Here is a 13,153-nt window from a genome sequence, read left to right on the forward strand (position 1 = left end):
ACTCCCTCCTTAGCGTTCTTGGCAACAGGTCTCAAATTGCTGTTTTAACTCCGCAATCTTTTGGTCTGTCTTGGTTACATCCTTGTGCTCAATCTTCTTTTGGCACCGTTCCATCTCAAGCGAAACCAATTTCTTTTTTATTTTGAGCATCTTTTTGGTCATATGAGCTTCATCATAAAAACCTATTGCACGCTCGTGGATAGTTGATTCGACAAAATGATGTCTCAATCCTTCAATTTTATTCTTTAAATATTCTTTATCCATGACGGTAGCTTTCTAATTTTTCGATCATGACTAAAAACGGTGGCTGATTCACTTGATTCAGTGTCCGGTAGATGGTCGCTGTATAGTCTTTTTGAGGGAGCTGACTGACAAAGTCCAGCACCGCATCACGCTCGATGTCTCCTCCCTCGTGACCATAATAGATCATAATAGCCATTCGCCCACCTTTTTCTAGGCGAGCACAGATTTTCTCCATCGCTTCAATCGTGGTAGCTGGAAGAGTAATGACCGATTTATCTGCAGATGGCAGATACCCCAGATTAAAAATAGCTGCTTTGAGGGTCTCCACATATTGGTCCACATGCTGGTGGCCATCCAAAATCAACCGGACCTGTTGAAGTCCCAACTTTTCCAATCTTTCTTGGGTATTTACAAGTGCCTGCTCTTGAATATCAAAGGCATAGACCTGTCCTGCAAGTTGAGCTAAAAAGGCCGTATCATGTCCATTTCCCATGGTCGCATCCACCACCACATCTTCTTTGGTGATGACCTCTGCTAAAAATTGATGGGCCATTTCAAGTGGTCGAAGCATCAGCAGTCTCCTTTTCTTCTAGCTTACATCCTTGGGTACTTCCACGACGACGCATTTCAGTTTCAATGGCGTTTAGGACTTCCCATTTGTTGAGGCTCCACATAGGGCCAATCAACATATCCCTTGGCGCGTCCCCTGTAATCCGGTGGATGACAATGTGTTTGGGGATGATCTCCAACTGGTCACAGATGACCTTGACATACTCCTCCTGGCTCATGAGTTGAAGTCGTCCTTCATGATAGTCCCGTTGCATCCGTGTATTGGTCATCAAATGCAAGAGGTGCAACTTGATGCCATCAATTTCATTATCGGTCACACAACGGCGAACATTTTCCACCATCATCTCATGCGTCTCCCCAGGAAGGCCATTGATCAAATGGGAGACGATCTCTGCCTTGGGCACCTGTTGTCGAATACGTTTGACTGTTTCAACGTAGAGGTCATAACTATGGGCCCGATTGATCAATTCAGAAGTCGCTTCATAAGTCGTCTGAAGCCCCAACTCAATCGTCACATGCATGCGCTCTGTCAGCTCTGCTAGGTAGGCCAAGGTCTCATCTGGTAAACAGTCCGGACGCGTACCAATGTTGATTCCTACCACTCCTGGTTCATTGATGGCCTGTTCATACCGCTCTCGAATGACTTCCACTTTATCGTGGGTGTTAGTGAAATTTTGAAAATAGACCAGGTACTTCTTCACATCTGGCCATTTCCGATGCATAAAATCAATCTCTTTGTAAAACTGTTCTTGAATCGGAGCTTCTGGGGCCACAATGGCATCTCCTGAACCCGAGACCGTACAAAAAGTACAGCCACCGTGGGCGACTGTTCCGTCTCGATTGGGACAATCAAAGCCTGCATCAATAGGGACTTTAAAGGTCTTTTCTCCAAATAAGGTTCGATAATAATCATTCAAGGTATTGTAGGATTTCATACCCTTCATTATAGCAAAAAAAGAGTCGAACTCAAAACGCGAGTTCAACTCCTAGTTGTTAGATGCTTATTTTTGCTTGCCTGTAAAGCGCCATTGAAATCGCAAGCGATCATACAAGGGATACTCAAACTGTAAGACAGCAAGGCCCAAAATCATACTGCCAAGAACGTCTGATGGATAGTGGACCCCGACATAAACGCGGGAAACCACAATGGTCACGATTCCCAGAACCAGCAAGCCTTGAAGGCAATAGCAGGCTGTTTTATTTTTTACATGTTGGCCGATTATAATGATCAAACTTCCCAAAACAAGGGTAGACGCCAGTGAATGACCACTTGGAAAAGAAAAGCCTTTTTCCTCTACTAGATGAAGAATACTTGGTCTCGGTCTCTGGTAGATATTCTTTAGAAGAAGAACCAAAAGACCAGTCAATACCAGATTGCTCCCCAGAAAGAGGGCTTCGCTGTACCATTTCTTACAGGCAAAGACAGCTAGCAAAAGACCCACCCAGATGACAATGATCTTGGTATCCATGACATGGGTTACCTTGGTAAAGAAGGCTGTCAGTGGTGCAGGCAGATCGCCTCGAATAGTAGATTGAAGCGCGCTATCAAAACCAGTTAATTGTTGCGGGTAGAAACGAATCACATACCCGAGAATGACAAAAATGAGAAGGGCGAAGCTTGCCTTCGCCCAATGTTGTTGTTTATTTTTCATATTTTTTCAAAATCGGTTGCAAAAGAGTGTAGATCAATCCAAATGCGATGGCCCAAATCACTCCTTCGATCAGGTTAAAGGGTGCAACCATTGCGGCTAAATAGTGGACAAGCCCTAGTGTTTTCGAAATATCATAGTTCATAAAGCGAGCATACAAAGGGATTGCATAGACATAGTTCACCAATACCATCGTGATACTCAAGCTAATCGTTCCAATAATCGTAGCCAGGACAAATCGGCCATGGGTCCGTTCCTTATTCCAAATCCATGCAAAAGCAAGAACAAAAACAAGAACTCCAATGATATTGATTGGTAGTCCGATCAAAGTTTCAAGCCCCTTATTATTAAGAGCTAATTTAAGAACAGATCGAATCAAGGTCACCCAAACAGCACTTTTAAAATCCAACAAGACCAAAGCCAACAAAATGGCGATGATACTCAAATCAATTTTGAAGAAATCTATCAAGAAAGAAAATTGATAGAACATCAAAATAAAAGATAGTGCGGATAAAACAGCCACTAGGGTCAGTTTACGTGTATTTGTCATAACAGGTTCCTCCAATTTTTTAAAAATTAGAGAAGCTGGAAAGACGTCTACCCCATCATTCTACTCTAAACTATTTAAACAAAGCTTAAACTAGAGAACATTCTAGTCACTTTAGCTGGTCTCCATTGAAAAATACCGCTAATCAATCATAGCACCTAACGTTTTATTCCTATGCATCAGCTCTAAACAGATCAGAATAGCTGTCAGTCTATTCGTCTCTCGTCTTCTCCCATCCAGACTATACTGTCGGTTGTGGAGTCACACCACATCAGCTTGCGCTCGCGGACTTCTTTTAGAGTATGGAAATGGAGATTTTTCTTTTAAACGATACGACAAGCTGTAGGCATAACTTCTTGTTAAGCAAAGCTTGGCAACAAAGTATAAAAGGAAAAAAACATTTCCTAGTAAAAGTCACCGCCGGTCGGGAATCTCACCCTGCCCTGAAGACTTCTTAATCATAACAAAAAAAACTTGCCAAGGCAAGTTTTTGTAACTTGATAGATTACACCGTTCGTCTTTTAATTTTTCGTTCTTATTTGAGCTTGTCATGCTCATAAAGATGGCTCAACTCCAGCCCCTTAAAACCTTGCTGGCGGAGCGCCTCATAAACAATCATGCAGACGGTATTGGAGACATTTAAACTACGAACATGCTCGTCATTCATCGGAATGCGAATAGTCTTCTCCTCGTGCTGGCGCATAAATTCTTCCGGCAATCCTTTATCTTCGCGTCCAAACAAGAAATAATGGGACTTCCCATCCTGATAAGAAACGTCCGAATAGGTCTGATTTGCAAACTTGGACACTAGGTGTACCTGACCGTCGCTCGCTGCTTCCATAAACTCTTCTAGGCTATCATAAAAACGGACATCCAGCTTGTCCCAATAATCGAGTCCTGCTCGCTTCATTTTGCGATCATCGATCGGAAAAGCCATGGGTCGTATGATATGCAAGGGGGAATTGGTCGCCGCACAAGTCCGTGCAATATTTCCCGTATTTTGTGGAATCTGAGGTTGGAACAAGACGATGTGGTTTTGAGCAGCTGACTCTTGGTAGTCCAGTTCTTCAATATTCATACTCGATCTCTTTCTGATAAAAAAATAGCCACACTGCCCGGAGTCAAGCTCAGCAAACAGCGTGGTTACAGCTTCATTAACTTAACTCACAACAGGTTTGAGGTAAATCAACGAAGGTACTTTCTAAGTATAACACTTTTGAAGCTCCTGTCAATAGTTTTTTTAGATTTTTTTAAGAAACTTTACCAAAGTTTTCAATCCCTCCTCGTTCTACTCTTTTGACGATTTTTCCTACTTGTTCTTAGCTTCTCAAAATTCCACCAGAAAATCCTTAAAAAAGATGAATTTTTCTTGAAAATAGAGTATGATAGAAGCATACTCTGGAGGTATTCTATGAAAATTATTGTTGTTGGTGGAGGAAAGGTCGGAACGGCCCTTTGTCGTTCTCTCGTTGCTGAAAACCACGATGTTATTTTGATCGAAAAAGACGAATCCGTTCTTAACCATATTACCAAACGGTTTGATATCATTGGAATTTTAGGAAATGGGGCGAACTTCAAGATCTTGGAGCAAGCAGATGTTGAAGACTGCGACATCTTCATTTCCATGACCGAGTACGACGAGGTTAACATGGTCTCTGCTGTTTTGGCTAAAAAAATGGGAGCCAAAGAGACTATCGTTCGGGTGCGGAATCCGGAATATTCCAATTCCTACTTCAAGGAAAAAAATATCTTGGGCTTCTCCCTAGTTGTCAATCCGGAATTGCTGACAGCTCGTTATATTGCCAATATCATTGACTTCCCAAATGCCCTTTCTGTGGAGCATTTTGCCAATGGACGAGTTGCCTTGATGGAATTTAAGATCAAGCCAGATAGCAATCTCTGCAATATGAGCCTCTCCCAATTCCGGAAGAAATACGGAAATGTCATTGTTTGTGCGATCGAGCGTGGCAACGAACTCACCATTCCAAACGGGGACTTTGTCTTGCAACCTCAAGACAAAATTTTCGTAACAGGTAATCGGATCGAGGTCGTTCTCTTCCACAACAATGTTCGCCCTCAGGTCATTAAGAGCATGATGATCATTGGTGCTGGGAAAATTGCCTACTACCTACTCAATATTCTTCAAGACGTGCGTCGCAAGATCGATCTCAAGGTCTTAGAAGTCAATCGCGAACGGGCGGAATTCTTTAGCCAGGAATTTCCTGATCTCTATGTCGTCCATGGAGACGGAACTGCTAAAGACATTCTTTTAGAAGAGAGTGCCAATAACTTCGATGCTGTGGCTACTTTGACAGGGGTCGATGAAGAAAACATCATCACCTCCATGTTCTTAAATTCTGTCGGAGTCAAAAAGAACATTACCAAGGTCAACCGAACCAGTCTGTTGGAGATCATTGGCGATCAAGATATGACCAGTATCGTTACGCCAAAACGCATCGCTGTAGATACCATTATGCACTTTATTCGCGGACGTTACAATGCACAGTTCTCAAACCTAGAAGCCCTGCACCATGTCGCAAACGGTCGGATTGAAACCTTGCAGTTCCAAATCAAGGAAGACAATAAACTAACCCAATATCCCCTCTCTGAATTGAAATTGAAAAAAGGCGTCTTGATCGCTGCCATTATTCGAGACGGCAAGGCTATTTTCCCAAATGGAGATGACCGTTTGATGGTAGGAGATCGGATTATCGTAACCACCTTGATTCAAAATGTCACAAAAATCTACGATCTACTTGAGAGGTAAGCCATATGAATAGAAGCATGATTCGTTACCTCTTGTCCAAACTCCTCTTAATCGAAGCTGGTCTTCTGATCGTTCCTTTAGTGGTCGCTGCCATCTATCAGGAACCTGCCAAGGTCTTTGTCTCTATTGGGGCAACCATGGCTATCTTACTTGGGCTGGGGCTACTTGGTAGTTTTCACAAACCAAAGGACTTTCACATCTATGCTAAAGAAGGAGTCCTGATTGTAGCACTCTGTTGGATCCTCTGGTCCTTCTTTGGTGCCCTTCCCTTTGTCTTTTCGGGGCAAATCCCCAACATTATCGACGCCTTTTTTGAAGTCAGCTCTGGCTTTACAACAACAGGGGCAACGATTTTAGATGATGTAGGTGCCCTCAGCCATTCTCTCCTCTTTTGGCGCAGTTTCACCCACTTAATTGGAGGGATGGGAGTATTGGTCTTCGCCCTTGCGATTATGGACAATAATAAGAACAGCCACCTTGAAGTCATGAAGGCGGAGGTTCCTGGTCCAGTTTTTGGGAAGGTCGTTTCCAAATTAAAAAACACAGCTCAAATCCTCTACTTCTTGTACTTGGGCTTGTTCTTCCTTTTTGTGGTTCTTTATTTCCTTGCTGGCATGCCCCTTTATGATAGTTTTGTCATCGCCATGGGGACGGCTGGGACCGGGGGCTTTACCGTTTTTAACGACGGAATTGCCCACTACAATAGTAGTTTAATCACCTATTTGGTCAGTATCGGGGTTTTAGTCTTCGGGGTTAACTTTAACCTCTACTACTTCCTCATGATCCGAAAATTCAAGGCCTTCTTTAAAGATGAGGAATTGCGGACCTATATCACCATCGTCCTCGTTTCCAGTGTCTTGATCGCTTACAATGTCCTTCATCTCTATGCCAATGTCGCTAAGAGTTTTGAGATTTCCTTCTTCCAAGTTTCCAATATCATCACCACCACCGGTTTTGGTTATGGAACGACGGAAAAATGGCCTCTCTTTTCTCAGTTCATCCTCTTGATGCTGATGGTCATCGGTGGTTCTGCTGGATCGACCGCTGGGGGGCTTAAAGTCATTCGGTGCTTGACCTTATGGCGAATCGCAAAAAATCAGGTTCTTTCGACCTTGTCTCCGAATCGCGTTCTAACCTTGCATGTCAATGATACGGTATTGGATAAGGATACACAGCATCAGATCCTCAAGTACTTTACGATATACAGTTTTATCACGATCGGCTTGCTCTTTGTAGTCAGTCTAGATAATAATAACTTCATGACGGTTGTCAGTGCTGTCTTTAGTTGTTTCAACAACATCGGACCTATGATTGGAACAGGTCAAACCTTCTCCATTTTTAGTCCGATTTCAAAACTGTTACTTTCCTTAGCCATGATTGCCGGACGGCTTGAAATCTATCCAATGATTCTTCTCTTCCTCCCTAAAACATGGTCTAAACGCTGATAGACAACTCTAGTACAAAATCAACGAGAGTGGGACAGAAATCGGTAATTCGTTAGAATTCGATTTCGTCGTCCCACCTCCGCACAGTTGAGTAGGGCTGTAAAAGCTGATGAAATCAGCGTAGTAGAGCCCACTCAACCACTGCGTCTTGCTCGACAATCCAAAAATAATTGAGAGGCTAGGACTTTTGTCCCAGCCTCGTTTCTGTTTATTTGCGATCGTCCTATTTTGATTCTTCATTTCGCTTCAGACTAAAATGGTCTGGCAAGGGGTCTGGTCCTACTTTGGTTCCAGGATGGCAACGTAGAATCCTTGCAATCCCCATCAAGACACCTTTCACACCAAAACGTTCAATCGCTTGGATCATATAATTGGAACAGGTCGGTTGAAAGCGACAAGAAGGCGGAAATAGGGGAGAGATCCATTTTTGATAGCCTCTGACCAGCGCAATTAGGATTGTTTTCATGCTTTTTTAGATTTAGTCACTGCTAGATTGTGCAACTGGCTGATTTCTTTTTTGTTCAAGCGACGGTATTCACCCGGACGAAGTCCTGAGACGTCCAAATTCCCAAACTGGGTCCGGGAGAGTTTATCCACTAAAAGTCCCACCGCTTCAAACATCTTTTTAACCTGGTGGTTACGCCCTTCATGAATGGTCAACTGAACCACTGAACGGTTTTTTTCGACATCCACTTTTAAGATCTCGTAAGTTGCTGGCTTGGTTTTCTTTCCATCAATGGTCACTCCTCGCGTCAAGGGACGCAAGTTTTCCTTATTGGCAATCCCTTTGACACGCGCCACATAGACCTTATCAATTTCATTGCGCGGGTGAATCATCTCATCTGTAAAATCACCATCATTGGTCAAAATCAAGACACCAGATGTATCCCAGTCCAAACGTCCCACTGGGTAGATGCGCTCTGGTACTTGAGATAAAAGGTCAACGACTGTTGTCCGTCCTTTATCATCCGATACACTAGAGATGACACCACGTGGCTTATTTAAAAGATAGTAGACCTTTTCTTCGTTATAGATTGGAGTCCCTTCTACTTCAACCTGATCACCGGTTTTAATGATAGTCGCTAATTCACGCACAACTTGGCCATTGACCGTCACCAAGCCTTGCTTGATCAGTTCTTCGGCCTTGCGACGACTAGCCACTCCTGCATGGGCAATATATTTATTAATTCTCATCTAGTTCCTCTGTTCTCTCTGAAAATAATTGACCTTCTTCTGGATCGATATCCACTTCCTCAACCTTTGGCAATTCCTCCAAATGATTGATCCCCATATAATCCAAAAAATACTCCGTCGTGACATACAAATTGGGACGCCCGAGGACTTCTTTTTTCCCATCCTCTCGGATCAGATCAAATGACAGTAGTTTAGTAATGGCACCGCTGGAATTGACACCCCGAATATCATCGACCTCCATACGGGTGATCGGTTGCTTATAAGCAATAATTGACAAGGTTTCAAGGGCAGCCCGAGACAAACTTTGATTCATAGGCGTTCTAGAATAGTCTCGTAAAACCGAAGCGTAGTCTGCCTTTGTCACCAATTTATAACGGGAAGCTGTCTCCATCAAACACAGACTCGTACCTGTATCCTCCTGGTATTTTTGGGCCAATTTTTCTAAACTTTGCACCACACCTGTTGGGGGTAAAGAGAGAAGATCTGCGATTTGTCTGGCAGTAATTCCCTCTTCACCCGCTACAAATAAGAGTGCTTCAATTTCAGCTAATTTGCTCATGTTCAATCCTATTTAAGTAAATTTCTCCGAAAGCCGTATCCTGTACCACTGTGACCTCTTGGATCTTGATCAATTCAAGGGTTGCAAGAAATAGGGTAATGACCTCTTGGAGATCCGCTGCTTCTAGAAACAAGTCCTGTAAGAGAACTTGTGAGCGATCGTGGAATCGGTGACGCAGCTGGTCCATCAGATCCTCAATCTTGTATTCATCCTTGACAATGGTTGTATGGTTCTGGCGGAATTCTTCTTTTTTCTTCGTCAATAGTTTTGAGAAAGCCAAGAAGAGATCCACCGTGGTGCGATCATGAAGTAATTCGGTATCGTCATAGACCAATTCCATCTTTGGTTTCGAATAATAGAGGGCGCGCTCCTCGTGCTGCGAGGCCATCAACTCTCCTAATTGCTTGTAAGTACGGTACTCTTCCAATTGAGAAAGGAGGTCCTGCTCTAGATCCTCTGCTTCATCCATCTCCTCTGCGACCTTAGGAAGAAGTCTACGACTCTTGATCAGGGTTAGTTGACTAGCCATCAGCATGTATTCCCCTGCTACCTCTAGTTTCATAGCCTGGAGAGTCGCCAGATAAGCCAGGTACTGTTCAATCACCTCAATCAAGGGGACCTCATAGATATCCATCTGGTATTTAGAGACCAAGTGGAGCAAGAGGTCCAAAGGCCCTTCAAAATCTTTTATTTTAATATCCATTATTTATATTTTTCTAATGTCACCATGGTTTTTAGGCCCAATTCACGCGCAATACTAAAGAGATCCACACCGAGTTCACGTTGTTTCAAAATATACTGCTCACGAATTGATTGGGCCGAAAGGTCTTGGTTGCCTTTTTCGATCAAGAAGGCTTCTAACTGTCGGAATCCCCACTGACGGGAGTAAGATTTTCCTTTATTATCAAAGAGATAGACACCATCGAGGAAGAGTTGCAACTCATCCAGTAAAGGCTCTGGAACTTTTAAAACCCGTTTTTGGCCATCTTTGCCCACTCGAATGACATGAAAGTCCAGCTGAATATCTTCGACCTTGACTTGGAGGATCTCACTTGGCAATAAGCCCATCTCCAGAATCAATAAGGCCATCAAGCGTCCCTGTGGGTTAGTTGATTCTTCCCAAAAATGGGTCAGATCCAACAATTCACGATCATGGATCTTGGCCGGTTGAATTTTAGGCAAGACCAAACGATGGTATTCAGAAATAAAGCGTTCTTGATACAAATAATATAAAAATTGGTTAACAGCGGATAATTTTCGTTTTTGAACCGCCGGTTTAAAATCTTTAATCGAAGCTTGGTAAATTCTCAAATTCGTCGGCGTCACTTTTCCATGAATTGATTCAATAAATTGGTCCAAATCATAGAAATAGGCTGACTGAGAATTTTCACTTAGTTCTTTTTGATCAATAAAACTTGCAATAAATTCTTTCATTTTGGAATCATCTCGTATTCATTTGAAAAATTATGCATCAGCGAATTGATGGCTTTGAGGATAGATTTCCGAGTAATAATCCCTTGGAAATAACCTTCTTCATCCACCACTGATAAGAAGGAGTCATCCACCAACTTGTGAAGGACTTCTGTCAAATTGAAGTCTAAGCCGATGACCCCGACCTCCTTCTTTGCAACGTCTACGATATCCATCGAAGCAAAAGTCTCCTCAGGAATCTCGTGTTTCAATTGATAAGATAGAATATCCGTTAGGGAGATCGTCCCCACAAACTTGCGTTCATCCGTCACTACCGGGATGCGACTATAGCTAATCTGGCTCAACAGCAAGACCGCATGGTCTACATTGTGGGTATCAATCAAGACCGCTAAATTTTTGGCAGGAGTTAAGAACGTCTCTTCCTGCGCCAGCAAGAAACGTTCAAATTCCTTTGCTATCATCTGCTAAACTCCTTTGTCAATTCAGGGTACAATTCATGATCTCGCGTATAATACTCTACCTTGAAGTTCGAATCGGTAATCTCTATCTTGGCATACAAACACTCGCGAATCAGACCACGAGGTTGGCTAACGGATCCAGGATTCACAAAGAGGGTTCTTCCTTCCTTCCAAGCATCTGGGATATGAAGGTGGCCGTATAGACAGATATCTGCTTCCTCCTCTTGGGCCCACAAATCCAATTTTTGAAAACTAAAATTGATCTGGAAAAGATGTCCGTGGGTCTGGATGATCCGTGTTGGCCCTAGTTGGGTCACCAAGCGTTCCGGATAGCCATCATAAAAATCCATATTTCCTTGGACAACGTGGATCCCTTTCCAGACAGGATCATCACTTTTTAGTTCAGAATCCCCATTGTGAAAGATCCCATCGACCTGGCCTAGGTATTTTTCTTTAATAGCTTCAACAATGGAGCGGTCTCCATGTGAGTCACTCATAACGATGATTGTTTGCTTTGCCATGATGGAAATACCTCCAATAACTTTTTAACAGCTAAAGCACGATGTGATTGTGTATTTTTTTCTTCTAGCGTTAATTCAGCAGCAGCACGGCCCGTTTCCCCAACTAAGAAGAGAGGGTCATAGCCAAAGCCGTGTTCCCCTTTGGGCTCAAAATTAATATACCCTGGCCAATCTGCCTCCACCACTAGGCTTTCCTTGCCTGGTCTTGCAACCACCAAGGTCGTATGGAACTGAGCTGAACGATCTTTCAAGTCAAAAACCATGGCCAATTCGTGCAACAATTTCGCATTGTTTTCCGCATCTGTCGCACCAACTCCCGCAAAGCGAGCTGACCAAACTCCTGGTAAGCCTCCCAAGATATCTACCTTCAAACCTGAATCATCTGCTAAGACTGTTTTCCCAGTTAGCTCTGCAATCGTTTCAGCTTTTAGGCGGGCATTCTCTTCAAAGGTCAGACCTGTCTCTTCGACTTCTGGAAGCTCTGGGTATTGATTGAGATTTTCCACTTCAAAGCCCAGCTTTTCAAACATATTACGGAATTCTTTGGTTTTTCCCTCATTTCGAGTCGCAATAAGAATCGTATCTTTGACCTTGTCTTGACCCAAGAAGGCTTCCAAATCCACCCCATCACTTGGCAAATGCAAATAGAGCAATTTCCCTTTTTCAACCAAGAGCAAGGCTCCTTGACGCTGTACTATTTCAAAAGCTCTTCCCTTGACTTCATTCAAGATTTCGGTCAAAAAGGTCAGAAAACGAAAGGCTGAACCATAGCGCATCACCGATAGATTGAGAGGGAATCCTTCAGGATCCTTGGCAAAGAGAAGTTCCAGCTGATCTAACAGAGTGGAAGCTTCCGCAGGCACTTGACTAAATTGGTTGTAGTCTGCATCTTCTCCCCATTGGGCAATATACCAATCTTGGGGATCTTTGTATTCAAATAGTTTGTCACTCATAAATTTACATGCTCCACATTCACTGAACGTTCTAGCCATTTTTCGGCAATCGCTGCAAAGCTATTGGCATTTGCAGTTGTATAAAAGCGGTGGGTCTGCTCTAAGAGTTCGCGACTCTTATTGAGCTCAAAATAGTTTAATAAAACGGAGATATCCCGAACACACTCTGCCCCACTATCAATCAATTTGACATCCGGTCCCATAACATTTTGAATGATCGGTTTTAAAAGGGGATAATGGGTGCATCCCAAGACTAAGGTATCAACCTTTCCAACTAGTGGTTTTAGGGTTTCGTAAACCACCTTTTTGGTCACACTGGATGCCAACTCGTTTGATTCCACTAAAGGAACAAACTTGGGACAAGCTAAACTGCTGACTTCCATGTCTGGTGCTAGACTTTGAATCTTCTCTTTATAAATTCCAGAAGAAACCGTCATCGGTGTCCCAATGACCCCAATTTTTTGATGGGTCGTCGATTTAATGGCTGCAGAAGCTCCGGGCAAAATCACTCCTAAAACAGGAATATCAAGTTTCTCCTTGACTTCTTCCCAAACAACTGCCGTCGCTGTATTACAGGCTAAGACAATCATCTTGACATTTTTGGTCAGAAGGAAGTTCACCATCTGCCAAGTATACTCGCGAATTTGGTCTGCTGGTCTAGGACCATAAGGTGCACGCGCTGAATCTCCAATATAGACGACATCTTCGTGAGGAAGCTGACGGAGCAATTCGCGGACAACAGTTAGGCCCCCTACTCCAGAATCTAAAAAACCAATCGGTCGGTTATCCATATCTCTTCCTTCCAAAAGGAGGGAC

General features: G+C 43.2%; 17 protein-coding genes and 1 riboswitch. Of the genes, 2 read left to right on the forward strand and 15 right to left on the reverse strand.

Going from position 1 to position 13,153, the window contains the following annotated elements; translation table 11 throughout:
- Positions 1-9: 9 nt before the first annotated feature.
- The 6 genes from HMPREF2685_RS08560 to HMPREF2685_RS08585 form a co-directional block, all read right to left on the reverse strand.
- Entirely contained in the window at positions 10-264 is a 255-nt protein-coding gene (locus HMPREF2685_RS08560; protein WP_023918874.1) for a hypothetical protein, read from the reverse strand.
- Positions 257-814, reverse strand: a complete 558-nt coding sequence (locus HMPREF2685_RS08565) for a tRNA 5-(aminomethyl)-2-thiouridylate-methyltransferase MnmM (RefSeq protein ID WP_070466395.1) — start codon at positions 812-814, stop codon at positions 257-259. The genes HMPREF2685_RS08560 and HMPREF2685_RS08565 overlap by 8 nt, the downstream gene beginning before the upstream one ends.
- Positions 798-1,757, reverse strand: coding sequence for a tRNA modification radical SAM protein MnmL/YtqA (locus tag HMPREF2685_RS08570; protein WP_148130451.1), 960 nt, complete (start codon positions 1,755-1,757; stop codon positions 798-800). Before HMPREF2685_RS08570 ends, HMPREF2685_RS08565 begins: the two co-directional genes overlap by 17 nt.
- Positions 1,758-1,814: 57 nt before the next feature.
- Complete coding sequence (locus tag HMPREF2685_RS08575; RefSeq protein WP_070466399.1) at positions 1,815-2,465, reverse strand: phosphatase PAP2 family protein; 651 nt, start codon at positions 2,463-2,465, stop codon at positions 1,815-1,817.
- Positions 2,455-3,012 carry an ECF transporter S component gene (locus HMPREF2685_RS08580; protein ID WP_049472288.1) on the reverse strand — a complete coding sequence of 186 codons (558 nt, stop codon included), beginning with the start codon at positions 3,010-3,012 and terminating at the stop codon, positions 2,455-2,457. The genes HMPREF2685_RS08575 and HMPREF2685_RS08580 overlap by 11 nt, the downstream gene beginning before the upstream one ends.
- Positions 3,013-3,229: 217 nt before the next feature.
- Positions 3,230-3,464: riboswitch (FMN riboswitch) on the reverse strand.
- An 80-nt stretch (positions 3,465-3,544) separates the two neighbouring features.
- On the reverse strand, positions 3,545-4,087 hold the full coding sequence (locus HMPREF2685_RS08585) for a tRNA (cytidine(34)-2'-O)-methyltransferase (protein ID WP_070466401.1): 543 nt from the start codon (positions 4,085-4,087) through the stop codon (positions 3,545-3,547).
- A 333-nt stretch (positions 4,088-4,420) separates the two neighbouring features.
- Here HMPREF2685_RS08585 and trkA point away from each other — a divergent pair, with 333 nt between their 5' ends.
- Entirely contained in the window at positions 4,421-5,776 is a 1,356-nt protein-coding gene (gene trkA / locus HMPREF2685_RS08590) for a Trk system potassium transporter TrkA (protein ID WP_003008340.1), read from the forward strand.
- Positions 5,777-5,781: 5 nt separating this feature from the next.
- Entirely contained in the window at positions 5,782-7,221 is a 1,440-nt protein-coding gene (locus HMPREF2685_RS08595; RefSeq protein ID WP_070466403.1) for a TrkH family potassium uptake protein, read from the forward strand.
- A 223-nt stretch (positions 7,222-7,444) separates the two neighbouring features.
- Here the strand turns inward: HMPREF2685_RS08595 and yidD are convergent, their stop codons facing one another.
- Genes yidD through racE form a run of 9 tightly spaced genes read right to left on the reverse strand, consistent with a single transcriptional unit; the run spans position 7,445 to position 13,128 of the window.
- Complete coding sequence (gene yidD / locus HMPREF2685_RS08600; RefSeq protein ID WP_023918885.1) at positions 7,445-7,687, reverse strand: membrane protein insertion efficiency factor YidD; 243 nt, start codon at positions 7,685-7,687, stop codon at positions 7,445-7,447.
- On the reverse strand, positions 7,684-8,415 hold the full coding sequence (locus HMPREF2685_RS08605; protein ID WP_003005375.1) for a pseudouridine synthase: 732 nt from the start codon (positions 8,413-8,415) through the stop codon (positions 7,684-7,686). Before HMPREF2685_RS08605 ends, yidD begins: the two co-directional genes overlap by 4 nt.
- Entirely contained in the window at positions 8,405-8,974 is a 570-nt protein-coding gene (gene scpB / locus HMPREF2685_RS08610; RefSeq protein ID WP_070466405.1) for an SMC-Scp complex subunit ScpB, read from the reverse strand. Before scpB ends, HMPREF2685_RS08605 begins: the two co-directional genes overlap by 11 nt.
- Positions 8,958-9,677, reverse strand: a complete 720-nt coding sequence (locus tag HMPREF2685_RS08615; protein WP_049472072.1) for a segregation/condensation protein A — start codon at positions 9,675-9,677, stop codon at positions 8,958-8,960. Before HMPREF2685_RS08615 ends, scpB begins: the two co-directional genes overlap by 17 nt.
- Positions 9,677-10,408, reverse strand: a complete 732-nt coding sequence (gene xerD / locus HMPREF2685_RS08620) for a site-specific tyrosine recombinase XerD (protein WP_070466407.1) — start codon at positions 10,406-10,408, stop codon at positions 9,677-9,679. The genes HMPREF2685_RS08615 and xerD overlap by 1 nt, the downstream gene beginning before the upstream one ends.
- Positions 10,405-10,866 (reverse strand): cyclic-di-AMP-binding protein CbpB, encoded by a 462-nt coding sequence (gene cbpB, locus HMPREF2685_RS08625; protein ID WP_003008353.1) that lies wholly within the window; start codon positions 10,864-10,866, stop codon positions 10,405-10,407. The genes xerD and cbpB overlap by 4 nt, the downstream gene beginning before the upstream one ends.
- Positions 10,863-11,384 (reverse strand): metallophosphoesterase, encoded by a 522-nt coding sequence (locus HMPREF2685_RS08630; protein ID WP_049474019.1) that lies wholly within the window; start codon positions 11,382-11,384, stop codon positions 10,863-10,865. Before HMPREF2685_RS08630 ends, cbpB begins: the two co-directional genes overlap by 4 nt.
- Positions 11,357-12,337, reverse strand: a complete 981-nt coding sequence (locus tag HMPREF2685_RS08635) for a nucleoside-triphosphate diphosphatase (protein ID WP_003005496.1) — start codon at positions 12,335-12,337, stop codon at positions 11,357-11,359. Before HMPREF2685_RS08635 ends, HMPREF2685_RS08630 begins: the two co-directional genes overlap by 28 nt.
- The gene (gene racE / locus HMPREF2685_RS08640) at positions 12,334-13,128 is read right to left on the reverse strand and encodes a glutamate racemase (RefSeq protein ID WP_003008361.1); all 795 of its coding nucleotides are present in this window, start codon (positions 13,126-13,128) and stop codon (positions 12,334-12,336) included. Before racE ends, HMPREF2685_RS08635 begins: the two co-directional genes overlap by 4 nt.
- Between the last annotated feature and the right edge of the window lie 25 nt (positions 13,129-13,153).

The organism is Streptococcus sp. HMSC074F05 (genome assembly GCF_001808725.1).
In the GTDB taxonomy this organism is placed as follows: Bacteria; Bacillota; Bacilli; order Lactobacillales; family Streptococcaceae; genus Streptococcus; species Streptococcus parasanguinis_I.